Consider the following 23,096-nt stretch of genomic DNA (forward strand, 5'->3'; position numbering starts at 1 on the left):
GGGCAGTCGCCTGCCGCGGCGGCGCGGGTGCCGGAGGCGTCGGGGTGCCCGTCGAAGTGACGGACCGTTGGGGGCTGTGCGGCGCCGACCGGCCGGCCAAGCTCGCCGCGTAGGACAAGTCCCCGGTTCACCCGGTGCGATGCCCGCCCTGTCCGTCGGATGTGGAGAGAGGGGGGTCCGCTCGCTCACAGTAGTCCCGGCTCGCACGCGTGCGGATCCGATCCGCGTCGATCGGGCGGGACACGGTCCGCCGGTGGAGGCCGCCGACTCGGTCGAGCACGATGATGCGCACGCGCACGGTGATGCGCACGCGCGTGGTCTCCGTCACCGCGGGAGCCGGCTCGGTGAACCGCGCCGGGAGGAGCCGGCGGCCGCCACTGACACCGGCAGCGCGCTGACCTCCTCGCCCTCGCTGTCGATTGCCGCGAGCGCGCCGGCCTACGGGAGGCGGCAGGTATTCTGGCCCCTCCCCGGACCGGCTCGCGGCTCACGGCTCGTGACGGCCCTGGCACCGGGCTCGGCACGGGAACCAGGGCCCGGTCCGTCGGCACGGGGCGGAGGGGGATTCGGATGGGCGACCAGGCGATCTGGACCCGTGCGTCGCTCGGGACCGGGCGTCCGCTCGACTTGCTGACCGCGCGCTTCGACCGGCACGTGTACGCGCCGCACAGCCACCAGGAGTACACCGTCGGTGTCTGCATCGGCGGCTCCGAGGTGATCGACTACCGCGGCGGACGGCTGCGGGTCGGCCCGGGGTCGATCGTCGTACTGGAGCCCGGCGAGATGCACACCGGCGGGCCGGACAGCGCCGGCGGCTACGCCTACCGCGCGCTGTACGCCGAGCAGCCGCTGCTCGGCGAGGGCACGACCGGCCCGCCGCACTTCCGGGAGCCCGTGGTCGACGACCCCGAGCTCGCCGCCGCGCTGCGCGCCGCCCACACCGAGCTGAGCGCCGGCCGCCCGGACCCGCTGGAGACCGAATCCCGGGTGCCCTGGCTGCTCACCGCCCTCGCCCGCCGCCACGGCTCCTCCCGTCCGGTCCGGGACACCGTCCCGGGCAGCCACCGGATCGCCCGGGACGTCCGGGACCGGCTGGCCGACGACCTGCTCGCCCCGCCCGCGCTCGCCGATCTGGCCGCCGGCTTCGGCCTGTCCCGCTACCAGCTGCTGCGCGCCTTCCGGGACGCCACCGGCGTGCCGCCGTACGCCTGGCTCGCCCAGTACCGGGTCGGCCGGGCCCGCGCCCTGCTGGAGGAGGGCCTGCGGCCCGCCGAGGTCGCGGGCCTGGTCGGCTTCGCGGACCAGGCGCACCTGACCCGCTGGTTCCGCCGGGTGCTCGGGGTCACCCCGGCGGCGTACCGCAACAGCGTTCAAGACATCCGCCGCTGAACGGACCAGGCTGCCGGGTATGACTGCACGTGGCTGGTTCCTGTTCGCCCTGATGAGCGTGGTCTGGGGCCTTCCGTATCTGATGATCAAGGTGGCGGTGACGGGCCTGCCGCCCGCCGCGGTGGTGTTCGTCCGCTGCGCGGTGGGGGCCGCGCTGCTGCTGCCGTTCGCCCTGCGCCAGGGCGGGCTCGGCCGGGTGCTGCGCGCCCACTGGCGGCCGATGCTCGCCTTCGCCGTGCTGGAGATCCTCATCCCGTGGTGGACCCTGACCGACGCCGAACGCCGCCTGTCGAGCTCCACGTCGGGCCTGCTGATCGCGGCCGTGCCGATCCTCGCACTGGTGGTCGCCCGGGTCCCCGGCGGGCGCTTCGGCGCGGCGGAGCGCCTCGGTGTCCGCCGCCTGGCCGGCCTCGGACTGGGACTGGCCGGCGTCGTGGTGCTCACCGCGCCGCAGCTGTCCGGCGGCGACTCCCGGTCGCTGCTGGAGGTCCTGATCACCTCGCTGGGCTACGCGATCGCGCCGCTGATCGTGGCCCGCCACCTCAAGCGGGTGCCCACGCTGCAGCTGATCGCCCCCTGCCTGACGCTCGCGACGCTCGTCTACGGCCCGTTCGCAGCCGCCGGTTGGCCGTCCACCGCACCCACCGGTCAGGTGTGGATCTCGCTGGCCGGCCTCGGCGTCGTCTGCACCGCGCTCGCCTTCGTGGCCTTCCTGGAACTCATCCGCGAGGCCGGCCCCGCCCGCGCGGTCGTGATCACCTACGTCAACCCGGCCGTGGCGGTCGGCGCGGGCGTCGCCTTCCTCGGTGAACCCTTGAGCGCGGGCGTGCTCACGGCCTTCGCCCTGATCCTCGCGGGCTCGATCCTGGCCACCGCTTCGGTGCCCGGCGACAACCCGCCGGCGCCCACCCCGGCCGAACCCCGGGCCCCCGCCGACCGCTTGCGGTCGTAGCGTCGGGTCGGCGACGCCGAGAGCGCCGGGTCGGGGAGGACCGGCACGGGTACGCTCCGGGTGCCTGCCGTCGTGGCTGCGCCCCTTCCCGCGTGCCGGCCTCGCCGGCCCGGCGCCGTTCCACTGGAGCGTGTTCCGTCCTTCCCGTCCCGGCCGGGCCGATCCTGCGGGCCGGCCGGGCCGGGTGGGAGTCAGCGGGCGATCCGCTCCAGGATCGCCAGGATCGCCCCCGGGTTCGATTCGGCGGCCGGGGCCATCTCGCGGCGGGCCGGTTCGTCGTCGAGGTCCGCCGCGTTCGCCCTGACGTAGTCATCCGTCGATTCGAGCCGCACGATGCTCTTCCCGTCCGGGCTGAGAACGGAGACGGTACCGTCGGGTTCCTCCTGCGGGTGGGCGACCCAGCCGGCGGCCACCAGCCGCCCGACCTCGGCCGGAACCAGTTCACCCGTCGCCGCCTTCACCACAACCACCCTCTCATCCACGGTCATTGACACGCACCTGCGTGTGCTGGAATCCGGCCTCCCACTCGAACAGCGGCTGGGCCGCGCCGTGCTGTCGGCGCGTCGGCTCCGCCGCGGATCGCTCAGGCGGGCAGCCAGGACGGCCACCACGGCGGGATGTTGCTGGGAGGGCAGAGTCCCGAATCACCGTGGTACGCGCTCGGTGTGCCCAGGAGCGCGAAGCACCCGATCGCCACCACCGCGAGGGCGAGCAACACCAGGGCCGCCGGGACGATCCCCCGCCAGGCGATGGGCAGTTCGGCCGTCAGCCGCCTCGCGCCCACCCACACGGCCACCGCCGCGACGAGGCACAGCAGTTCCATCCCCGGCCAGTCGATGATCGAGAACGCGAACCGGTGCTGCGGCTCCCAGGCGGCATCGCAGTAGCTCCGGGCCGCCGCCACCAGAATGGTCGTCCCGTACCCGGTGGCCAGCCCCCCGACCCCGACTCCGGCCCCGGCGAGCCCTCGCAGGAAGGCCGGCCCTCGAACCCCGGGCGCCCGCCCGGACCTTGCATCGACAGGGATACTCATGCCACTTCGGACGCACCCGCCACGGCGACGGTTCTCCGCCACGGAGGGGTTCTCGTCGATGTGCCGCGCCTCCCTCTGGAAGGGCGAGCGACGCGATGGCCGGGGGAGCAGGATCGTCCGCCCACGTGTGGAGTCGGGGTCATGCGCCTCGGCCATCGGCCGATCACGTGGTGAGGGGCCAGCCGATGACCAGGTCGAGCTCGATGGCGCGGAGGACGGCGTTGTCCAGCCTGATGCCGGTGGCGTCGGTCAGCCCGTGAGGTGGGATGCCGGTGCGGACCCGGCCGATTCGCGCGCCGGTCAGGTCCGCCTCTCGGTGGTCCACACCCGTCAGATCGCAGCCTGCCAGGGAGACGCCTCGCAGGGAGACGCCTCGCAGGGAGGCGCCGCGGAGGTCGGCCCCGCGAAACGACCACCGGGCGGGACGCTGCAGTACGACCGTCGCCGGGGACCGGTTCTCGGGGCGTACGGGCGGGCCGTGGCGGTGGCGGCGCGGGGACGGGCGGTGGCGGTGCGGCGCGGGGACGGGCGGGTGGCGGGCACCCCGGGCGATCCGCCGAACAGCTGACATCGCGTCGGCGGGACGTGGCGTTGCCCCGCACCGTCACGCGGTCCGGGCAGGGTCGGTGGGTGGAGCGGGCGCCGGCGCCGCGGCCGGGTCCCGGACCCGGTTCGGAGGCGGCGACCCGGTCCCGACCACCAGGCGCGGGCCGCACGGCGGCGGGCCCGCAGGACGGAAGGACGCAACGGATGGCAGGCCGGCAGCCCGACCCCACCGCGCAGGGGCCCGCGCAGGGCACCGCGCCCGTCGCGGCCAGCCAGTCGCTGACGCTGGCGGCGATGTTGTTCGCGGTGTCGATGACGTTCATCGACCAGACGATCGTGTCGATCGCCGCGCCCGACATCATCCGCGAGCTGGGCCTGTCGGCGGTCGGCATGCAGTGGGTGGTGAACGCCTACCTGTTGTCGCTGGCCGCTTTCTTCGCACTGGGCGGGCGGCTGGCGGACGTGCTCGGCCACAAGCGGATGATGCTGGCCGGGACGCTGATCTTCGTGATCGCCTCCGCGCTGTGCGGGGCGGTGCCCTCCGGCGGCGCCGCGGAGACCTGGCTGATCTGCTTCCGGGCGGTGCAGGGCCTGGGCGCGGCGCTGATGTTCCCGGCGGCGCTCGCCGTGGTGGTCGAGGTGTTCCCGGTGCAGCGGCGCGGCCGGGCGCTGGCGCTGTTCTTCGGCGTGGCGGGCGGTCTGACGGCGATCGGCCCGCTGCTGGGCGGCTGGCTGACCTCCTGGACCTGGCGGGCGATCTTCTGGGTCAACGTGCCGGTGGCGGTGGTCGCGCTCGTGCTGACGGCGCTGGCCGGGATCCGCAACACCCCGCGCCGGGAGCCGATCGACTGGACGGGCGCGATCCTGGTGGCCGCCGGCATGGGGCTGAGCGTGCTCGGCCTGCAGCAGGCGGCCTCCTGGGGCTGGGGCAGCCCGGCGACCTGGCTGTGCATCGTCGGGGGCCTGCTGGTGCTGACGGTGTTCGTACTGGTGGAACTGCGCACCGACCATCCGCTGATCAAGCTGCGGGTCTTCGCCGACCGGGCGTTCGCCGCGGACAACGCGGTGCTGTTCTTCGCCATGATCGCCTTCGTCCCGGTGTTCTTCTTCGCTTCGGTCTACGCCCAGGTGGCGTTGGGTCAGTCCCCCAACGAGGCGGGCCTGTACCTGCTGGTCTTCTTCGCCGGGTTCGCCCCCGGCTCGCAGATCGGCGGGCGGATGCTGGACCGGCGCGGCGCCCGCCCGCCGATGGTGCTGGGCACGGCGGTGTCCGCGGCCGGCTTCGCGCTCTGGGCCTCGAACATCACCGACCTGTCCCTCGGTGCGCAGTGGCCGTACATCGTCCTGGCCGGCGCGGGGATCGGGCTGCTGCTGACACCGGCCTCCACGGACGCGGTCAACCGGTCGATCGACGCCTCCTACGGCGAGGTCACCGGGATCACCCAGACCGTGCGCAACTACTCCGCCAGCCTGGGCCTGGCCGTGCTGGGCACCGTCCTGCTCAACGGCACCGTCCGCAACGTGCAGCACACCCTGGTCGAGAGCGGCGTCCCGGCCGACGCCGCGCACAACGTCGCCGACACCCTCACCGGGAGCATCACCGGCAACGGCTCCGGCGCGCAGACCCCCGCCACCGGCGCCGGGTCCACCCTGCTGGACGCGGTCCGGCACGACTTCGCCGAGGCGAACGGCCCGGTGCTGTACGGCATGGCCGCCGCGCTCGCGGTCGCCTTCCTGTGCGCCCTGCTGCACCCCGGCACCCGGGTCACCGCCGCCCCCGGCGAGCCCGCGGACGCCGCCGCCCGCGAGAGCGGGAAGGCGCTCTGACCGCGCGCCGCCGGCCGCCACACCGGATCGCTCCCGCGGGCTGGGCCGGTGCGAGTACCGTCCCGGATGGGTGCGAGCACCGTCCCGGATGGGATGAGCCGTGGTGTGGTCGCGAGCGACGGCGAGACGGTCGAACCGGTCGGCCCGGGCCCGGGGGTGGGCGAGGCCGTCGTGTGGTGAGTCCCGGGATGTGAGGCCGGGCCTGCGCTGACTGCTCCTGCCGGCACCGGCGGCCGAAGGGCCGCCGGTCGCGTTTGTAACAAAGCCCTCCGACCGGTTAACGCGAGTGCCTCCCCCGCCCTCTTGGCTGTGTAGACGTTGGACGAGTTGGGGAGTGAGATCGGTGGATCCCGTTGTGGGCTCGGTGGTGGCGGCGGTGCTGGGGTTGGCGGGGGCCGTGGCCACCCTCGTCGGGCAGTTACGAGCGAGCCGATGGAGCCGTCGTCCGACATCACAGCACTCCGTCGTGGTGGTTCTCTCAGTGCAGGCGTGCGACTCCCCGGAGGTCTTCCCGGTGCGCTCCGGGAAGCAGCAGAAGCGGGGTTGCGGCGCGCATGAGTGACACCGGGCCGGATCGGGACGCGGCCTCGGCGGCATCCCTCGGACACCTGCCGGCCTCCGAGAGCGAGATCGACGCGAGTTCGCGTGACGGCGAGTTCGCCTATTTCTACCGCACGTGCATCCGCAGGCTGGTGGCCTTCCTGATGTGGCAGGGGGCGTCTGCGGCCCTGGCCGCCGACTTGGCCCAGGACACGATGCTGCAGGCGTACGAGCGGTGGGACCGCATCCAGTTGCCGGAGGCGTGGAGCCGAAGAGTCGCGTCCAGGAAGCTGGTGCGGGCCTTCAGCCAGGTGGAGGAGAGCACCGACGAACTGGCTCTCGAACCGACCTCCCTGTTGCCGTCGCCGGGGGAGGCCGCCGAATGGGAGCAGCGGCAGGAGATCCTGCGTCTGCTGCAGGATCTCCCCTCGCGCCAGCGGCAGGTGATGGCTTGGACGTTGGACGGCTACTCGCCGGCTGAGATCGCGGCCGAGCTGGGGCTGAAGTCGGCGGCGGTGCGGGCGAGTCTGTTCAAGGCGCGGATGGCCGTTTCCAGCAGAATGACCGATCGAGAGGGGGAGTGATGGGCGAGCCCTTCGTTCCGGGACTCCGCGCCCGTGTCTTCTCGGACCGGCTGAGGCCTTCACAGGAGGTGTTCCTGGAAGGCCTGGACGGCCATCTTGACGTGGAGGCGGGTCTGCGCGAGGTGACGCTGTGCTCACGGCACAAGGAACTCGGCGAGGGTCTGGACGTGGTACTGGACGTCGAGGCGGGACTGGTGTCCATCCTGTCCAGGACCGTGGACCGCACCGAGTTTGAGAAGGCGGCCGCACCCCTGTACGAGGTGGGCCTGATGCACCAGCGGTTCGAGCTGATCGGCCACGAGCAGAGGCTGGTGCTGCGCGAGCACCCGCTCGTCTCGTCGGCGATCCTCGCCGACCTGCTGATCCGGACGGTGGTCCTGGCTCAGGACCTCACCTACGGTCTCGGCTTCGGCCGGTACCGCGGAATGTCGTTGAAGAGGGCCGTCTTCGCCGCGCAGGGGATCGCGCGGGGCATCGCTCACGAGTTGGACGGGCGGGCCGCCCTGGCGTGGGACCTGCGGGACATGGCGCACCAGATCGTCGCGCTGCTGGAGCCCCACTACCCGGCCATCAACCAGGCGGCCAGGGTCGGGCAGGTCCTCGTACGGGAGATGGCGGCGACGATCGACCAGCGCGTGCGAAGCGCGGATCACCCGGCGATCGCGGAGTTCCTGAGGGCCTGCCACGTGTTCATGCTCGCGGTACGCGGCGGCGACCTCACCCGGGCCGGCCTGGAGGTGGAGTACCTCACGCGAGCGCTGGCCGCGCAGGTCGGAGAACTGCTCGGGCTCGGAGAACCGGAAGCTCTCGACCTGGAGTTCCTCTCCGAGACGCTGGACGACTTCACCACCGCGGACCTGAGCGCGGCCGACCTAACGCACGTCGACCTCGCGGGAGTCCGCTGGTCCGAACTGCGTACGCGATGGCCGACCGAGATCAGCGTGGAGCAGCTTCGTGAGGACTCGCGGGAGACACTGCCCGGGTCCGGGATCTATGTGATCCGCCCGGGTACCGGCGCGCGGGATGTGACCCGGGTCTGACCAGGGCGCACGGCAGGACTGCGAGGTCGTACCGGGCGTGGTGACGGGAGCCGCCTACCCGTGTACGGCGGGAAGCGCGGCTCCCGTCGTGCTGTCGTGCTTTCCTGCTGTCCGGCGTGATCGTGGCCGGCCCGGCGACAGGCCCGTCCGCCGTGGAGGCCGGGCAGCGGTCGAGCCCTCCCGGTCCGGCCACCACCGGGGTTGGCCGGCGGGCGCTCCCGCGACCCTCCGCCGAGCCGTCGGCCCAGGTGGTGCGTCGCCACGGCCGGCCTGGTGCTGCGGGGGTGGGTGGAGGCGGTCCCGTACCCGGCGGTCACCGAGCGGTGGTGCGGTTCTGCCTCAGTTGCAACTCGACGGAACGGCACAGGCCCAGCGCGTCCTGCTGATCGTCGGCCCGGTGGCCGACGCGACCGATGAGCACCACCGAGTCGAGTGTGACGCCCGCGCGGGCCAGCACGAACAGCAGGGCGAGCAGGGCGGCGCGGGCGTTGCCGTCGTCGAACGGGTGGAAGAAGCAGACGTCCAGGTAGGTCCGGGCCGCCCTCGCGGCCAGCGACTGCCGGCTGTCGGCTGTCGGCGGCTTGTGCGAGACAGGCGTCGAGGCGGGTGCGGGTGTCGGGGCCGATCCCGTAGCGCTCCTCGCCGCCCTGATCGGTTTCACCGAGGTTCGATCGCCCGGGACTCGTCTCATCGGACGTCGACGCCGCAGGTCAGGTACGGTTCCGGAATGATCGAGGGTCTTCCTTCCGACGTGGACGTGCCCGACGGGATACTGCTCGCCGGCTACTTCGTCACAGCGCCCGAGCGGCTCGCAGGCTCGGGTATGCCCCGGACGGAGCGGCTGGTCACGGCGTCCGAGTGCCTGAGCGACCGGCTTTCGCAGGACGGCTGCTGGTTCGGCACCGCGCGGGAGGCGTTGACGGCCTGCCTCCTGTTCCAGGTGCCCGCGGAGGCGCGCTTGTACGCCCTGCTGGTGCCCTCCGAGCATGTCGGCGGCTTCGTTGCCGACATCCGCGCGGCCGGGACGGACGAGCCGGTGCTGCTCGCCCACCTCGACGGTCGGGGCGTCGGCGAGGCCGCCGCCCGGGAGATGGCCGAGGACGGACACGAACTCGGCTGGGAGGTACTCGGCTACGACTACGGGCTGCTCCACAGCTGGCTCTGCAACAACCTGTACGACGACGGTGTGCGCAGTCTCGGTGTGGGGGTCAACGAACACGGCCTGCTGCCCGACCGGGACACAGCCCAACGCGTCGCCGCCTGGGCCAACGCGCGCGTCGACACCAAACCGGTCACCTGGTTCCCCGGTGCCCTGATCGAATGGGACACCCCGATCCGGAGCCGTCTCCGTCCCGCCGGCACCGAGACGGCGCCCTCTGCTGCGCAGCCCTGGTGGCGCCGGATCCTCGACCGGTAGGTTCCTGCCTCTGAAGATCGACCGGTGGCGGGTCGGCCAGGGGTACGGCTTCGGCTCTCTCAGCCCCGACCGGCTGGAGGGGCGTTTCTACCGGGAGTCCTCGCGATGTCGGGTGTCCTCGCGATGTCGGGTGTCCGCCCGCACGGGTGGAAGTGCTCAGGCACGGGGCGTCGCACCGGACAGTGCGGGCGGGGCCGGTGTTCACGGACGACGCCGGTGGTGCCGACGCGTCGCGTGGTGCCGGCGCGCGCCTGGCGTTCCGGTGGCCAGCAGGTGGCATTCAACCGGAGTACACGCCGTTTCAAGGTTGTGTCACCAGAGTTCGGCCTCGTGCCTACCTCACACTCGCGTACCGGCGTCGCCTCCGTCTGCGCCGCGGCCTTGACGTTCTCAGGACTGCTCGTCACCGGGTTGCTCGCGGCGCAGCCCGCGGCCGCCGCGGACCCTGCCGGCTTCCAGAACATTCGGATCAACGAGGTCACCTCGTCCAACAACGACACGGTGGAGCTCTACAACACCGGTTCGACCGCAGTGAGCATCAGCGGCTGGAAGATGTCCGACGACGCCTTCTCGCCGCAGTCGTTCAGCCCGTCCTCCAGCACGATCCCGGCCGGCGGCTTCGTCACCTTCAACTCGCCCAAGGGACTCGGCGACTCGGACAAGCTGGTGATCTACACGTCCGACGGCACGGTGGTCGACCGCGTCGAGTGGGCCACCAACGCGGCGAAGCCGGCGATGGCGCGCTGCGGCGGGGACGGTACCGGGGCGTGGGTGACCACGACCGTGGCTGCCACGTTCGGTGCCGCGAACGCCGGGGGCTGCCCCTCCTCGACACCGGCGGCGAGCCGGGTACGGATCAACGAGGTCACCTCGAACGGCACGGACACCGTGGAGCTGTACAACGGCGGCACGAGTGCGGTCAGCATCGGGTCGTGGAAGTACGTCGACAGCGACACCACCCACTCCCCGGTCTCGATCTCGTCCTCCTCGCCGAGCGCGACCAGCATCCCCGCGGGCGGCTACGTCACGTTCAACTCCACCCTCGGTCTGGGGGACAACGACTCGGTCTTCCTGCTCAACAGCACCGGCTCCACCATCGACTCGGTGACCTGGGCGACCGATGGCGCCAAGCCGTCGGACGAGCGCTGCGCCAACGGCACCGGCTGGTTCCAGACGGCCGTAACGGCGACGCTCGGCGGCGCCAACTCCTGCTCGGGCAGCGGCGGTGGTGGCCAGACGGGCCAGCTGCTGGGCGGTGGCGGCGCGCTGACCAGCGGCTGCGCCCCGGAGGCGCCCACGGGTACGGGCGCCAAGCCGGCGGGCACGCTGGCGTGGCCGGGCGGACTGGACGTCACGATCGCCGACAACGTCTGCGCGTTCACCACCTCCACCGGCCCCGAGGGTCGTGACATCAGCGGCCTGGCGTTCGACCCGGCGAACCCGTCGGTGCTGTGGGCGGCCAAGAACAAGAGCTGGCTCTACAAGCTGGTGAAGAGCAACGGCAAGTGGGTCCCGGACGCGACGTGGAGCGCGACCGGCAAGCAGATCCGCTTCGCCGGCGGCTCGGGCGAGCCGGACGCCGAGGGCCTGACGGTCGGCAGCAACGGCCACCTCTACGTGACCTCCGAGCGCGACAACACCAACAACACGGTCCCCAAGGACACCATCATGGAGTTCGACCCGGCCGTGACCGGATCGACGCTCACCCCGGTCCACCAGTGGGACATGACCTCGCAGTTCCCGCAGCTCGACACCGGCAGCAAGGACGACGCCAACCTGGGCTTCGAGGGTGTCGGGTACGTGCCGGACAGCTGGCTGACCGCGAACGGCTGGATCGACCCGCTGACCGGCGCCGCCTACAACCCGGCGAACTACCCGCTGCACGGTTCGGGCCTGTACTTCGCCGGCCTGGAGTGGGACGGCACCCTGCACGTCTACGGCCTCAACTCCGACGGCTCGTTCACCACGTTCACCACGATCGCGACCGGCAAGGCCTCCGTGATGGACGTGACCTACGACGCCGGAACCCAGCGCCTCATCGCGACCTGCGACAACACCTGCGGCGAGACCCACACCCTCATGAAGGTCAACGCCGGCGGCGCGATCGTCCCCGACGTGACCTACACGAACCCGGCCGTCATGCCGACCGACAACCTGGAGGGCTTCGCCATCGCCCCGACCTCGACCTGCGTCAACGGCTTCCGCGAGGCGGTCTGGAGCGACGACGGCATCTACGGCTTCGGCTCGGGAAGCTCCTCCTACGGACACGCCCTGTACAGCGGCACCTTCCCCTGCTGATCCCTCCCACCGGAGCGGACGCGCCACCCGCGGGGCCGTCGTCGAGATGAGACGGCACGGATACCCGTGTCGTGCGTAGTGATGGAGCTCCCGGCTGCCAGGGGGTCACGGTCGTGACCACCACCGGCGGCCGGGAGCTTCGTCGTTGACGCCGGATGGGGGTGCAGGGGGTGTGCTGAATTTGATCTTCAGGGGTGAGGGCTTGGCCGGCCGCTGACGGGCCTCGCATTCCTCCGTAGCTCCTGCTGTGTCGGCCATGGTGGTCCGTCCGGGCTGTGGGAGTTCACGTACGGCCGGGCTGCGCTGATCCAGGGCTCTGAAGATCGCTTCCAGGTCACCGCGTGATCGCCTCCCGTGACCCGGCGCACGGTTGGAGGCAGGGACCGCGCGCCGGAACCAACGGTGTGGTGGTCGACGTCCCGTGACTTGAGCAGAGCAGGGGGTGGGAATCACCGTGGCTTCGAACCAGCCGGGTACGTCCACAGCAGGCTTGTCCATGCCTCAGGGCTGCGGCATCGGCTGCCTCGTGGTCATCGTGGGCGTGATCGCCGGATTCATGGCAGATGCATCGGCGACCGACACCATCGTCGACTCCAGGGCCTACTGCGCGAACCTGGCGTGGCCGGTGCTGTTCGACCTGGAGTCGTACACACCGCGGTTGGACGGCCTCGACGGCATGCCGTACATGCTGGCCTACTTCTCCTGCGTCCCGCTGGGCTTCACCCTGGCGTGGTGGGGCCTGCGACGGCGCGCGCTCTGGGCCCGCACCACAGTCGGATGCCTCGCCGGACTGCTCCTCCTCGGCACGGCGATCGCCGGCGACCTGTCGCTCAACATCGCGTCCGAACCCGGGTACTACACGTCGGCACGCTGCCCGGCCGGCCACCCGCCGTGGTGGCCGCACTGGCTGCCGATACGCGACTCGGGGATGACCCCAAAGCGCGAAGATCCCACCTGATCCCAGGCATCGGACGGGACCTCGTGACCGTTCACGAGCTGAACTCGTGAGCGGTGGGGCCGTGCTGCGGCATGCTGGATATGGGATTCGTGCATGCGGGGTTGATGGTTTGTCGCACGGTGACGAACGGGCGGTCCGCGGAATTCCCACATCCGCCAACGCCGTTCGAGATCCGTCACTTCCGGGCTCAGAGCGCCCTGATGCCCTCGGAGTACGCGCAGGCCGGTGCGGTGAGGCCACGCGCGGGCGCCCACGGTGCTGTGATCCGACGCCCCGTCACCCGGCGCAGCCCCGAACTCCGCCTCCGCCTGTTCCCCGCCGGCGTCACCGGTGTCGGGGTCGCCGGCCCGCAACCGGTCGAGTTGGTCGGGGATCTGGTCGACAAGCGGTTCGACCATGCCGGGGCGTGCGCGCACTCCTGAAGGTGACCGTGTCGGTGAGGCGGCCGTCGACGAGTCCCGCCGGCGGATCCCTCCGCGGGCTCTGGTGCCTGATCGTCCTCAGGCGCGGAGAGCGGCGTCGAGATCGCGAATGAACTCTCCCACGCGGCCGCCTCCGGGAGGCGCGGCGGGCAGACGGCCGAGCACCGCGGTGACCGCTGACGGTGCGTGATGACGCGCCCATTCCAGGGTGCCCGCACCGACACGCGGGTCTTCTCCGGTCACCAGTTCTTCTGCTCGCGCCGCATGCGCCGCCGCACCGAGAACGTGTTTGACCTGATGCGCGTCCGCCAGGGGATGTAGGTAGGCAGCGCCGGCCGCGTGGCTTGCCGCTCGTGCCGCGTCCGCCGCAGCGGGTGAAGTGGCTTCTCCTGCCGCTCTGAACGCCGCCCACGCGCTCTGCCGCAGGGCGGCCGTGCGCCGGCCGCCCCCGGCGAAGGCGTAGGCGGCCTCGATGGCGTCGCGAGGGCGCGTGTCGGCAGGAAGGCTCTGCTCGAAGATCGACAGCGCCCTGCCCGCACAATCAGCGGCGTAGCCCGCGATCTCACGAAGTTCGGATTCGCTCAGCTCGATCATGTCTGACTTGGTCGGCACGGCTCAATCCTGCCGCAGGTCGCCGATCGGCGCGGAGACTTCTCGCCCGCTCATCTCCGTCACCGTCTGCCGTGGTGTCCACCGGCCTGTCCCAGGTCACGCCGTGACGCTGCATGCGTTCACTCCTCCGCCGTGCCGCCGTCGAGGCCGAGGGTCCAGGTCTGGCCGACGAGGTCGTGGCCGAAGCTGTGGTGGGGCTCCTCGGCGATGAGGACGAAACCGAAGTGCTCGTAGATCCTGCGGGCGGAGACCAGGTTGTCGTTGGTCCACAGCGTCACGTGCCGGTAGCCGGCCGCGCGGGCGAACCCGAGGGCCTCCTCGACGAGGCGGGTGCCGAGCCCGAGGCCCCGGGCAGCCGGGGTGACGAGGAGGACGCGCAGTTTGGCAACCTCCGGTTGCTCACCGGCGACCAGCAGCACGCAGCCGGCCCGCTCGCCGTCGACCTCGGCGATCCAGGCGGCCTCGGTGGCCGGGTCCCGCCGGGTCGCGTAGTCGGCGACGATCTCGGCGACGAGGGCCTCGAAGTCGGTGTTCCAGCCGAACTGCCGGTCGTACAGCTCGCCGTGGGCCATCACCACCCAGCCCAGGTCACCGGGGCGGTCGGCACGACGGATCACGACCTGGCGCCGGCTGGCTCCGCTCGACATTGCACACTCTCCGAGGTGTTCGATCACCATGAGTTACTGACACGAGTGTGTTAGTTGCTTTAGGCTAGGTCCATGCCCCCGAAGACCGCAAACCCGTCCGCACGGCAGACCGAACTGCTCGAAGCCGCCTATCAGTACGCGCTCGCCCACGGCTTGACCGACCTGTCGCTGCGCCCGCTGGCCGAGGCCGTCGGCTCCAGCACCCGGGTGCTGATGTTCCTCTTCGGCAACAAGGACGGACTCCTGCGGGCACTGCTGGAGCGGGCTCGCACCGACGAGCTGGCACTCCTGGTGCGGTTCCGGCAGAGCGAGCGCCCGGCCGGCCTGGCTCCGGCAGCCGGCCAGGTGTGGACGTGGCTGGCCGCCGACGAACACCGCCCCCTGCTACGCCTGTGGGCCGAGGCCTACACCCGCTCCCTCGTCGAACCCGATGGCCCCTGGGCCGGGTTCGCCCGGGCCACCGTGGACGACTGGCTCGACGTCCTGGCCCACTGCCAGCCGCAGCCGGAACGGGACGGTGCGGACGGCGCCGCCCGGCGCACCCTGACGCTGGCGGTCCTGCGCGGGGCCTTGCTCGACCTGCTCGCCACCGACGACGAGCCGAGGGTCACCGCGGCCGTCCAGCGGCACCTCGGCTTCCTCGGCCAGTAGCAGACGACCGGTACTCCAACAGGACTTCGGTGTTCCGCCCGGCCAGAAGGCTGCGCGGTGAGTGCGGTGGTCCGGTTCCCGCCAGGGGCGGTCTTCGTCGGGCCGCTCCCGGATCGTGTGCAGCCGGCGTCGGTGGTGGCAGCGGCGGGGCGGCCTCCGGTCGTGATCAACGGGCCTTCGGCGGAGGGCTCGGGCCGCGAACTCCAAGACCTCTTCCTCCGTGTCGGCCACCGCTTCGGCCGCGTGGAGCCGCGCCGACGAACGCGCGACCACGTTCGCGGCCCACTCGGCCCACTCAGCCCGGCCGGCCGCAAGAACGGCCGGCAGTCGGCAGCGGCCAGCGGCCGGCCGAATGCGCAGGCCGTGCCACCCCCGCATGGGCTGCAGCGCCTACGTGCGGGTTCCCGCCGGGACGCGGACGAGGCCCGCGACGAGCTCCAACAGGCCGGGGGCCGATGCGAGGGTCACTCGGGTGCTCCGTTCGTCCTAGGTGAGGGCCTGCGCGGCCAGCATAGCTGCGCGATCGCAAACTACGCCTGGATCAGAGCAAGATCCTTGCATGCTGGGATGGCGGCTGATCTCAGCCCGGGGTGGGGTGATCCCTGCTCCATGGGCCTCCTGGGCGGCCCTGGCCGGGGCAGGCCATCAAGTCCGGATGGCCGGATGGGGACCGGGGGCCCGCGCGGCGGCCCCGAGGCCGATTCCACCGATTTGCGTTGGCCAGTTCAATTTTTGCGTAGACCTTTGTAGTCTTCGGCCATGACGAAGCGAGTGAACGAGGTAGCGAGGTTCGCCGGCGTGAGCACGGCGACGGTGAGCCGGGTGCTGCACAACCGGCCCGGGGTGGCCGACGCGACACGGCAGTCGGTGCTCACGGCCCTGGACGTGATGGGGCTGGAGCGGCCGTCGGCCCTGCGCACCGAGCGCGCGCCGCTGGTCGGCCTCGTGGTGCCCGACCTGCAGAATCCGGTGTTCCCCGCGTTCTGCGAGGTGCTGGCGGGGGCGCTGAGCAAGCGCGGCCTGATGCCGGTGCTGTGTACGCGCACGGCCGACGGCGTCTCGGAGGCGAACTACGTCGAGATGCTGCTGCGGCAGAACGTCGCCGGGATCGTCTTCGTCGGCGCCAGCTACGCCGACGCCGGCCCCGAGCAGGGCCGGGTGCTGCACGAGCGGGAGATGCCGATGGTGCTGATCAACGCGGCCGACGGGCACGAGGGGGCGGCGCGGATCGCGGTGGACGACGCGAGCGCCGTCGAGCAGGCCCTGGCCCACCTCACCGCGCTCGGCCACGAGCGGATCGGACTGCTCCTCGGCCCTGCGGCGCACGTTCCGTCCGTACGCAAACTGCAGGCGTTCTCGCGGTACCTGGATGCCCGCGGCCAGGGGTCGCGGGTGCACGAACTGGTGGCGCACACGATGTTCTCGCTGGACGGGGGAGCGGCCATGGTGCCGCGCCTGGTGGCGGCCGGCGCGACCGCGGTGGTGTGCGCGAGCGACGCCCTCGCGCTGGGCGCGATCCGCAGGCTGCGCAAGGACGGGCTGTCGGTGCCCGAGGACGTCTCGGTGGTCGGCTTCGACGACTCGCCCTACATGATCGCCACCGACCCGCCGCTCACCACGATCCGCCAGCCGGTCCACCTGATGGCCGCGGCGGCGGCAAAGGTGCTGGTCGAGCAGATAGAGGGCCACCGGGTCGCCCCCGAGGAGGTCCTTTTCGAGCCCGAGCTCATCGTCCGGTCCTCCACCCGCACGGCGCCCGCCGCCCCCCGGTCCTACGAGGTCACGAACCGATGAACCAGTGCAAGGATGTTGCGTAACACTGTTGACCAATTGCGTTAACACTGTCTATGTTCACTGCCACCGGCGAACGCCTCCCCGTGGCGCCGGTCAGACAATCCGCATCGAGCGGCCGTCCTGCGTTGCAGTGGTGGCCGCAAATTCTTGCAGGATCCACGGAAGGTCCGATCAGCATGGACAGCAACAGAACCCGCCGGCTCTCCGCCGCGACACTGGCCGCGGCCGTCGCGCTCACCGTGGCCGCGTGCGGCAGCGGCTCTTCGGGCGACTCCGGCAAGGCCGGAGGTGTGGTCACCATCTCCGTCAACGGCCTCCCGCCGGCGACGCAGACCGTGGACCGCAAGAACTTCGAGGACGACGTCAAGGCGTTCGAGGCGAGCCACCCGAACATCAGGATCGATGCCCGCGAGGGCCTGATGGACCCGAAGACGTTCGCCGCGAAGCTCGCCGGCGGTCAGCTGGAGGACGTCTTCTACGTCTACTTCACCGACCCCGCCGGGCTGATCCAGCGCCGCCAGGTCGCCGACGTCAGCCAGTACCTCAAGGACGTCCCCGCGCTCGCCGACGTCAAGCCCGAACTGCTGGACGTCTTCAAGGACAAGGCGGGCAAGGTCTACGGCCTGCCCACCGGGAACTACTCCATGGGCCTGGTCTACAACCGCGCGCTGTTCGCGAAGGCGGGCCTGGACCCGGAGAAGCCGCCGACCACCTGGGAGGAGGTCCGCGCCGCCGCCCAGAAGATCACCGCGCTCGGCGACGGCGTCACCGGCTACGCCGACTTCAGCAAGAACAACCAGGGCGGCTGGCACCTCAGTTCCTGGATCTACTCGCTCGGCGGCGACGTCGCCAAGCAGGACGGCGACGCCTGGAAGCCCGCCTTCAACTCCGAGGCCGGCCACAAGGCCCTGCAGTACCTGCACGACATGCGCTGGACCGACGACAGCATGGGCAGCCGCCAGCTCCTGGAGATCCCCGACGTCCAGAAGATGATGGGTTCCGGCAAGCTCGGCATGTACCTCGCCGGCCCCGACAACATCCCCACCATCGTCAAGCAGTTCGAGCGCAAGTACGACGAGTTCGGTCTCGCCGCCATGCCCGGCATCGGCACCCTCGGCGGCGGCGACGGCTTCATGTTCAACCTCAGGAACACTCCCGAGAAGACCAAGGCGGGCCTCGCCTGGGTGCAGTGGAAGTACCTGAACCCCGAGCGCGAGGACGAGATCACCAAGAAGTCCGCCGGCTCCGACATACCGATCGGCCTGCCGCAGCCCGACCTGTTCAACGGCAAGGGCGGCGAGACGATCAAGACCGTGCACGCCAAGTACGCCAACGTGCCCCAGAAGAACTACCAGCCGTTCGTCGACCGCAGCAGCGACGTCAAGGTCAAGGTCGAGCCGCCGAACGCCCAGCAGCTCTACGCCATCCTCGACGGCGTGATGCAGGCCGTGCTGACCGACAAGGACGCCAACCGCGACCAGCTCCTCGCCGACGCCGAGAAGAAGGCCGCCGCCGTCCTGGCCGCCGTCAAGTGAGCCCGGGGCGCGGCCGGCCCCCGATCCCGCCGGCCGGCCGCGCCCGATCCCTGACCGGTCCCCGCCCGAGTCGAAAGCCATCCGACATGAAGGTCGAAACCGCCGCCCGCGCCCCCCGCCAACGGCCCGGCGCTGAAGCACCCGGCGTCTCCCCGCGCCGCACCGGCGCGCCCCTGCAGCAGCACGACCGCCTCCGGCGCCGCATCGCCGACAACCTGGTCGCCCACGCGTTCCTGGGCCTGGGCGTCCTCGCCTTCGCGCTCTTCTCCTGGTACCCGATCGTGCGGGGCTTCCTGCTGAGCTTCCAGCAGGTCAACTTCGCCGCCCCCGCCGAATGGGTCGGCCTGGACAACTTCCAGCGCCTCTTCGACGACCCGCTGTTCCTGACGGCCTGGCGCAACACCCTGTGGTTCACCGCCCTGGCGCTGGTCTTCGGCTTCGCCGCCCCGTTCGTCACCGCCGTCGTCCTCAACGAACTGCGTCACGGCCGCGCCTACCTGCGGATGACCGTCTACCTGCCGGTCATGCTCCCGCCCATCGTCACCGTCCTGCTGTGGCGCTGGTTCTACGACCCGGGACCAGGCCTGTTCAACAACGTCCTCAAGATCCTCCACCTGCCGCCCCAGCAGTGGCTGGAGTCCGCCAACCTCTCCATGCTCTCCCTGGTCATCGTCTCCACCTGGGCCAACATGGGCACCACCACGCTCATCTACCTCGCCGCCCTGGGCGGCATCCCCGGCGAACTCTACGAGGCCGCCCAGCTCGACGGCGCGTCCATCCGCCAGCGGCTGTGGCACGTGACGATCCCGCAGATGCGCTTCATCCTGCTGATCACCCTGCTCCTGCAGATCATCGGCACCATGCAGGTCTTCGTCGAACCGTTCGTCCTCACCGGCGGCGGCCCCAGCGACGCCACCATCACCGTCCTGCTGCTGCTCTACCGCTACGCCTTCGTCTACAACGACTTCGGCCTGGCCAGCGCGATGAGCACCGTCCTGTTCGTGGTCCTCGGGGCCTTCGCCGGCCTGTACCTGCGACTGACCCGAACCAAGGGCTGAGAGGAACTCGCCATGGCCACCGCCGAATCCCCGGTCCGCACCCTCGTCGCCCCCGCCGAACTGCAACGCCCCCTCGGACGCATCCTGTACCGCACGGTGCTGACCTTCGTGCTCGTCAGCTTCACCGCCGCGTTCGTCTTCCCGCTCTTCTGGATGGCCTCCGGCGCGCTCAAGTCGTCCGCCGAACTCGCCGAGCCCGTGCCGAACCTGCTGCCGCACTCGTTCCACCCCGAGAGCTACACCGAGGCGTGGAGCAGCACCGGCCTGGGCCGGTACTTCCTCAACACGCTGCTGCTGGCCGCCGGCGCACTGCTCTTCCAACTCGTCGTGGACGTCGCCGCCGCCTACGCACTCTCCAAACTCCGGCCGGTCCTCGGCAACATCGTGCTCGCCATGATGCTCGCCACCCTCATGCTGCCGGTGTCCGCGCTGCTCGTGCCCACCTACCTCACGGTGGTGGACGTGCCGCTGATCCACGTCAACCTGATCAACACGCCGTTCGCGATCTGGCTGCCCGCCTGCGCCAACGCCTTCAACATCTTCGTCCTCAAGCGCTTCTTCGACCAGATCCCCGAAGAGATGATCGACGCCGCCCGGATCGACGGCGCCGGCCCGCTGCGCATCCTGGCGTCCGTCGTCCTGCCGCTGTCGCGGCCGGTGCTCGGCGTGGTCTCCATCTTCGCCGTCGTCGGCGTGTGGAAGGACTTCCTCTGGCCGATGCTGACGCTGCCCGACCCCAAGGGCCAGCCGCTCACCGTCGCCCTCGCCACGCTCTCGCTCGACATGCCGGCCAACCAGCTCCTCGCCGGCATGGTGATGGCGAGCGTCCCCCTCCTGGTGATCTTCCTGATCTTCCAGAAGAACATCATGGCGGGCCTGACCGCGGGCAGCCTCAAGGGCTGAGGCCCCGCGAGCCGGCCCCGCCCGGACCGTACGGTCCGCCGCCCTCCTCCTCCGCCGCCCTCCTCCGGCGCGCGCCGAACAGGACGCACCCTCTCGTTCGGCGCGCGCCGGTTCGTGCCCGGACTGCTGTCCGAGCCACCACCGGATCGGTGATCCGGTCAGCGATCCGGCCCACGGCCCGGTCCGCGACCGGTACCGCCGCCCCCACAGACCCGGCGCCGGCCGCAGAGCCGCTCAGCGCGGCCGGCGCCGTACCCCCACCCATCCACACCGGTGCCCACGCCCCGGTGGACCTTCGGGAGCCCACGTGTCCCCTGCACCCGGCAAGTCCCGCACCATCAGAACCACGGCCGTCGCCGTCGCCGCCTCGATCGTCGCCGGTCTCGCCCTGTGGTCGCTCGCCCCCGGCGCCCAGGCCGCCTCCGTCGTCCTGGAGGCCGAGTCCGCGTCGCTCGCCGGCGGTGCCTCGGTCGCCTCCGACCACACCGGCTACACCGGTACCGGCTTCGTCGGCGGCTTCACCGACGGCAACAAGGGCAACGCGAAGACCTCCTTCACCGTGCAGGCCACCGCGGCCGGCGCCGCCACCGTCGCCATCCGGTACGCCAACGGCACCGGCTCCGACAAGACGCTGAGCCTGGTCGTCAACGGCACCACCGTCCGGCAGGTCACCCTGCCCGCCACCGCGAACTGGGACACCTGGGCGACCAGCGAGCAGACCGTCACCCTCACCGCGGGCGCCAACACCGTGGCCCTGGCCTTCACCACCGCCGACAGCGGCAACGTCAACCTCGACAACCTGACCGCCACCACCGGCACCACCACCCCGGGCGGCACCCTGCAGGCCGAGTCCGCGTCGCTCGCCGGCGGTGCCTCGGTCGCCTCCGACCACACCGGCTACACCGGTACCGGCTTCGTCGGGGGCTTCACGGACGGCAACAAGGGCAACGCCTCCACCTCCTTCGCCGTCACCGCCGGCCAGGCGGGAACCGGCAGCGTCGCCGTTCGCTACGCCAACGGCACCGGCTCCACCAAGACCCTCACCCTGGTCGTCAACGGCACCGCGGCCGGCCAGGTCCAGCTGCCGGCCACGGCGAACTGGGACACCTGGGCCACCGTCAACCAGGCCGTCACCTTCACCGCGGGCGCCAACACGGTCGCGCTGAAGTTCACCACCGCCGACAGCGGCAACGTCAACCTCGACAGCCTCACCCCCACCACCCCCACCGGCACCCCGACCCCCACCGGCACCGCGAGCCCCAGCCCGTCGCCGACCGCCACCGGCAACCCCAACCCGACCGGCGTCGGGGCCACCCTCCCCTTCACCACCTACGAGGCCGAGGCCGGCAGCACCAACGGCACCGTCCTCAGCCCCGACCGCACCTACCTCACCCTCGCCTCGGAAGCCTCCGGCCGCCAGGCCGTCGTGCTCTCCCAGACCGGCCAGTACGTCGAGATCAAGCTCACCCAGCCGGCCAACGCCGTCAACCTGCGCTACTCGCTGCCCGACAGCAGCGACGGCAAGGGCATCGACGCCACCCTCAGCGCCTACGCGAACGGCCAGGCCCTGCCCGACCTGCAGCTGACCTCCCGCTACGCCTGGGTCTACGGCGGCTACCCCTACACGAACAACCCCGGCGAGGGCCAGGCCCACCGCTTCTTCGACGAGACCCGCGCCACCTTCGGCCAGACCCTGCCGGCCGGCACCGTGCTGCGCCTGCAGAAGGACGCCGGGGACGCCGCCGCCTCCTACACCATCGACCTGATCGAGGCGGAGGAGACCGGCACCGCGGCCACCCTGCCCGCCGGCTACGTGTCCGCCACGGACCTCGGCGTCACGGCGAACGACAACCAGGACGACACCGCCGCCCTGAACAACGCCCTCACCACGGCCAGGAACCAGGGCAAGGGACTGTTCCTCCCGGCCGGCACCTACACCATCTCCGACCGCATCAACCTCTCCGGCGTGAAGCTGCGCGGCGCGGGCATCTGGTACACCGTGCTGCGCGGCACCGCGCTCAAGGGCGGGCTGTACGGTCAGGGCGGCACCAGCACCGTCGAGAACCTGACGATCGACGGCCAGAACACCGTCCGCGACGACGCCAACGGCCAGGCCGGCGTCGAGGGTGACTTCGGCACCGGCTCGGTGATCAGGAACGTCTGGATCCAGCACACCAAGGTCGGCCTGTGGATCAACGCCCCGACCAAGGCACTGCAGGCCAGCAACCTGCGCATCCGCAACACCTACGCCGACGGCGTCAACCTGCACGGCGCGGTGGACAGCACCGTCATCTCCAACAGCAGCATCCGCGGCACCGGTGACGACGCCCTGGCCATGTGGTCGGACGGCGCGGCGGTGACCAACAGCGCCTTCCGCAACAACACCGTGCAGCTGCCCGTCCTCGCCAACGGCGCCGCCGTCTACGGCGGCAGCGGCAACAGCGTCGAGAACAACCTCGTCTCCGACACCGTCGTCGCGGCAGCCGGCATCACCGTCTCCACCCGCTTCGGCCAGCCGTTCAGCGGCACCACCACCGTCTCGGGCAACGTCCTGCGCCGCACCGGCAGCATGGAGGTGAACTGGAACGCCAAGCTCGGCGCCCTGTGGGTCTACGCCGACCAGAGCGACATCACCCAGCCCGTCGTCCTGACGAACAACACCGTCGAGGACTCCACCTACAGCGGCCTCCTCGTCACCTGGCAGAAGCAGGTCGCCGACCTGCGGGTGAACGGCCTGACCATCAACCGGACCGGCAACAACGGCATCGAGGGCAACGCCTCCGGTCAGGGCACCTTCTCCAACACCACGGTGTCCCAGACCGCCGGCGACCCGCTGAACATGACCGGCGGCTTCGTCATCCAGCGCGGCACCGGCAACAGCGGCTGGTAA

The 23,096-nt window shown here is 71.3% G+C and carries 21 protein-coding genes; 15 read left to right on the forward strand and 6 right to left on the reverse strand.

Going from position 1 to position 23,096, the window contains the following annotated elements:
- Positions 1 to 570 precede the first annotated feature (570 nt).
- Together ACFTWP_RS28420 and ACFTWP_RS28425 are read left to right on the forward strand one after the other, a co-directional pair.
- The gene (locus ACFTWP_RS28420) at positions 571 to 1,389 is read left to right on the forward strand and encodes an AraC family transcriptional regulator (protein ID WP_380267740.1); all 819 of its coding nucleotides are present in this window, start codon (positions 571 to 573) and stop codon (positions 1,387 to 1,389) included.
- Positions 1,390 to 1,408: 19 nt separating this feature from the next.
- Positions 1,409 to 2,341: a DMT family transporter gene (locus ACFTWP_RS28425; protein WP_380267742.1), complete on the forward strand. Its 933-nt coding sequence runs from the start codon at positions 1,409 to 1,411 to the stop codon at positions 2,339 to 2,341.
- A gap of 191 nt (positions 2,342 to 2,532) precedes the next feature.
- On the opposite strand, the gene ACFTWP_RS28430 is transcribed toward ACFTWP_RS28425, so the two are convergent.
- The 3 genes from ACFTWP_RS28430 to ACFTWP_RS28440 form a co-directional block, all read right to left on the reverse strand.
- On the reverse strand, positions 2,533 to 2,829 hold the full coding sequence (locus ACFTWP_RS28430) for a hypothetical protein (RefSeq protein WP_380267743.1): 297 nt from the start codon (positions 2,827 to 2,829) through the stop codon (positions 2,533 to 2,535).
- A gap of 95 nt (positions 2,830 to 2,924) precedes the next feature.
- On the reverse strand, positions 2,925 to 3,374 hold the full coding sequence (locus ACFTWP_RS28435) for a hypothetical protein (protein WP_380267744.1): 450 nt from the start codon (positions 3,372 to 3,374) through the stop codon (positions 2,925 to 2,927).
- Positions 3,375 to 3,537: 163 nt separating this feature from the next.
- Entirely contained in the window at positions 3,538 to 3,945 is a 408-nt protein-coding gene (locus tag ACFTWP_RS28440) for a pentapeptide repeat-containing protein (RefSeq protein ID WP_380267746.1), read from the reverse strand.
- Between the two features lie 179 nt (positions 3,946 to 4,124).
- Here ACFTWP_RS28440 and ACFTWP_RS28445 point away from each other — a divergent pair, with 179 nt between their 5' ends.
- From ACFTWP_RS28445 to ACFTWP_RS28455, 3 genes are all read left to right on the forward strand, one after another.
- Positions 4,125 to 5,747 (forward strand): MFS transporter, encoded by a 1,623-nt coding sequence (locus ACFTWP_RS28445; protein WP_380267747.1) that lies wholly within the window; start codon positions 4,125 to 4,127, stop codon positions 5,745 to 5,747.
- A gap of 554 nt (positions 5,748 to 6,301) precedes the next feature.
- Positions 6,302 to 6,871 (forward strand): sigma-70 family RNA polymerase sigma factor, encoded by a 570-nt coding sequence (locus ACFTWP_RS28450; RefSeq protein ID WP_380267748.1) that lies wholly within the window; start codon positions 6,302 to 6,304, stop codon positions 6,869 to 6,871.
- A 68-nt stretch (positions 6,872 to 6,939) separates the two neighbouring features.
- Positions 6,940 to 7,911, forward strand: coding sequence for a hypothetical protein (locus ACFTWP_RS28455; protein WP_380267749.1), 972 nt, complete (start codon positions 6,940 to 6,942; stop codon positions 7,909 to 7,911).
- A 313-nt stretch (positions 7,912 to 8,224) separates the two neighbouring features.
- Here the strand turns inward: ACFTWP_RS28455 and ACFTWP_RS28460 are convergent, their stop codons facing one another.
- Positions 8,225 to 8,572, reverse strand: a complete 348-nt coding sequence (locus tag ACFTWP_RS28460; protein WP_380267750.1) for a Fic family protein — start codon at positions 8,570 to 8,572, stop codon at positions 8,225 to 8,227.
- Positions 8,573 to 8,638: 66 nt separating this feature from the next.
- On the opposite strand from ACFTWP_RS28460, the gene ACFTWP_RS28465 reads away from it, so the two are divergent.
- From ACFTWP_RS28465 to ACFTWP_RS28480, 4 genes are all read left to right on the forward strand, one after another.
- Positions 8,639 to 9,328 carry a hypothetical protein gene (locus tag ACFTWP_RS28465; protein WP_380267751.1) on the forward strand — a complete coding sequence of 230 codons (690 nt, stop codon included), beginning with the start codon at positions 8,639 to 8,641 and terminating at the stop codon, positions 9,326 to 9,328.
- Positions 9,329 to 9,709: 381 nt separating this feature from the next.
- Entirely contained in the window at positions 9,710 to 11,626 is a 1,917-nt protein-coding gene (locus ACFTWP_RS28470) for a lamin tail domain-containing protein (RefSeq protein ID WP_380267752.1), read from the forward strand.
- Positions 11,627 to 12,116: 490 nt separating this feature from the next.
- Positions 12,117 to 12,584 (forward strand): hypothetical protein, encoded by a 468-nt coding sequence (locus ACFTWP_RS28475; RefSeq protein ID WP_380267753.1) that lies wholly within the window; start codon positions 12,117 to 12,119, stop codon positions 12,582 to 12,584.
- A gap of 260 nt (positions 12,585 to 12,844) precedes the next feature.
- Entirely contained in the window at positions 12,845 to 13,006 is a 162-nt protein-coding gene (locus tag ACFTWP_RS28480) for a hypothetical protein (RefSeq protein ID WP_380267754.1), read from the forward strand.
- Between the two features lie 78 nt (positions 13,007 to 13,084).
- Here ACFTWP_RS28480 and ACFTWP_RS28485 read toward each other — a convergent pair whose 3' ends face one another.
- Both ACFTWP_RS28485 and ACFTWP_RS28490 read right to left on the reverse strand, forming a co-directional pair.
- Positions 13,085 to 13,600, reverse strand: a complete 516-nt coding sequence (locus ACFTWP_RS28485) for a putative immunity protein (RefSeq protein WP_380267756.1) — start codon at positions 13,598 to 13,600, stop codon at positions 13,085 to 13,087.
- Between the two features lie 137 nt (positions 13,601 to 13,737).
- Positions 13,738 to 14,265 (reverse strand): GNAT family N-acetyltransferase, encoded by a 528-nt coding sequence (locus tag ACFTWP_RS28490; RefSeq protein ID WP_380267757.1) that lies wholly within the window; start codon positions 14,263 to 14,265, stop codon positions 13,738 to 13,740.
- A 72-nt stretch (positions 14,266 to 14,337) separates the two neighbouring features.
- On the opposite strand from ACFTWP_RS28490, the gene ACFTWP_RS28495 reads away from it, so the two are divergent.
- The 6 genes from ACFTWP_RS28495 to ACFTWP_RS28520 all read left to right on the forward strand — a co-directional run bounded on the left by ACFTWP_RS28495 (position 14,338) and on the right by ACFTWP_RS28520 (position 23,096).
- Positions 14,338 to 14,916 (forward strand): TetR family transcriptional regulator, encoded by a 579-nt coding sequence (locus ACFTWP_RS28495; protein ID WP_380267758.1) that lies wholly within the window; start codon positions 14,338 to 14,340, stop codon positions 14,914 to 14,916.
- Positions 14,917 to 15,675: 759 nt separating this feature from the next.
- The gene (locus tag ACFTWP_RS28500) at positions 15,676 to 16,710 is read left to right on the forward strand and encodes a LacI family DNA-binding transcriptional regulator (RefSeq protein WP_380267760.1); all 1,035 of its coding nucleotides are present in this window, start codon (positions 15,676 to 15,678) and stop codon (positions 16,708 to 16,710) included.
- Positions 16,711 to 16,886: 176 nt separating this feature from the next.
- Positions 16,887 to 18,245 carry an ABC transporter substrate-binding protein gene (locus ACFTWP_RS28505; RefSeq protein WP_380267761.1) on the forward strand — a complete coding sequence of 453 codons (1,359 nt, stop codon included), beginning with the start codon at positions 16,887 to 16,889 and terminating at the stop codon, positions 18,243 to 18,245.
- A gap of 86 nt (positions 18,246 to 18,331) precedes the next feature.
- A complete protein-coding gene (locus ACFTWP_RS28510; RefSeq protein ID WP_380267762.1) occupies positions 18,332 to 19,303 on the forward strand; it encodes a carbohydrate ABC transporter permease in 972 nt (323 codons plus the stop codon).
- 12 nt (positions 19,304 to 19,315) lie between these two features.
- Positions 19,316 to 20,206, forward strand: a complete 891-nt coding sequence (locus ACFTWP_RS28515) for a carbohydrate ABC transporter permease (protein ID WP_380267763.1) — start codon at positions 19,316 to 19,318, stop codon at positions 20,204 to 20,206.
- Positions 20,207 to 20,513: 307 nt separating this feature from the next.
- Positions 20,514 to 23,096 carry a carbohydrate-binding protein gene (locus ACFTWP_RS28520; protein ID WP_380267764.1) on the forward strand — a complete coding sequence of 861 codons (2,583 nt, stop codon included), beginning with the start codon at positions 20,514 to 20,516 and terminating at the stop codon, positions 23,094 to 23,096.

The organism is Kitasatospora sp. NPDC057015 (assembly GCF_042673745.1).
In the GTDB taxonomy this organism is placed as follows: Bacteria; Actinomycetota; Actinomycetes; order Streptomycetales; family Streptomycetaceae; genus Kitasatospora.

What these genes read in the sequence shown, in the direction of transcription:
- ACFTWP_RS28420 (WP_380267740.1), top strand. Translation starts at nt 571, where the DNA reads ATGGGCGACCAGGCGATCTGGACCCGTGCGTCGCTCGGGACCGGGCGT.
- ACFTWP_RS28425 (WP_380267742.1), top strand. Translation starts at nt 1,409, where the DNA reads ATGACTGCACGTGGCTGGTTCCTGTTCGCCCTGATGAGCGTGGTCTGG.
- ACFTWP_RS28430 (WP_380267743.1), bottom strand. Translation starts at nt 2,829, where the DNA reads ATGACCGTGGATGAGAGGGTGGTTGTGGTGAAGGCGGCGACGGGTGAA.
- ACFTWP_RS28435 (WP_380267744.1), bottom strand. Translation starts at nt 3,374, where the DNA reads ATGAGTATCCCTGTCGATGCAAGGTCCGGGCGGGCGCCCGGGGTTCGA.
- ACFTWP_RS28440 (WP_380267746.1), bottom strand. Translation starts at nt 3,945, where the DNA reads ATGTCAGCTGTTCGGCGGATCGCCCGGGGTGCCCGCCACCCGCCCGTC.
- ACFTWP_RS28445 (WP_380267747.1), top strand. Translation starts at nt 4,125, where the DNA reads ATGGCAGGCCGGCAGCCCGACCCCACCGCGCAGGGGCCCGCGCAGGGC.
- ACFTWP_RS28450 (WP_380267748.1), top strand. Translation starts at nt 6,302, where the DNA reads ATGAGTGACACCGGGCCGGATCGGGACGCGGCCTCGGCGGCATCCCTC.
- ACFTWP_RS28465 (WP_380267751.1), top strand. Translation starts at nt 8,639, where the DNA reads ATGATCGAGGGTCTTCCTTCCGACGTGGACGTGCCCGACGGGATACTG.
- ACFTWP_RS28485 (WP_380267756.1), bottom strand. Translation starts at nt 13,600, where the DNA reads ATGATCGAGCTGAGCGAATCCGAACTTCGTGAGATCGCGGGCTACGCC.
- ACFTWP_RS28490 (WP_380267757.1), bottom strand. Translation starts at nt 14,265, where the DNA reads ATGTCGAGCGGAGCCAGCCGGCGCCAGGTCGTGATCCGTCGTGCCGAC.
- ACFTWP_RS28495 (WP_380267758.1), top strand. Translation starts at nt 14,338, where the DNA reads ATGCCCCCGAAGACCGCAAACCCGTCCGCACGGCAGACCGAACTGCTC.
- ACFTWP_RS28500 (WP_380267760.1), top strand. Translation starts at nt 15,676, where the DNA reads ATGACGAAGCGAGTGAACGAGGTAGCGAGGTTCGCCGGCGTGAGCACG.
- ACFTWP_RS28505 (WP_380267761.1), top strand. Translation starts at nt 16,887, where the DNA reads ATGGACAGCAACAGAACCCGCCGGCTCTCCGCCGCGACACTGGCCGCG.
- ACFTWP_RS28510 (WP_380267762.1), top strand. Translation starts at nt 18,332, where the DNA reads ATGAAGGTCGAAACCGCCGCCCGCGCCCCCCGCCAACGGCCCGGCGCT.
- ACFTWP_RS28515 (WP_380267763.1), top strand. Translation starts at nt 19,316, where the DNA reads ATGGCCACCGCCGAATCCCCGGTCCGCACCCTCGTCGCCCCCGCCGAA.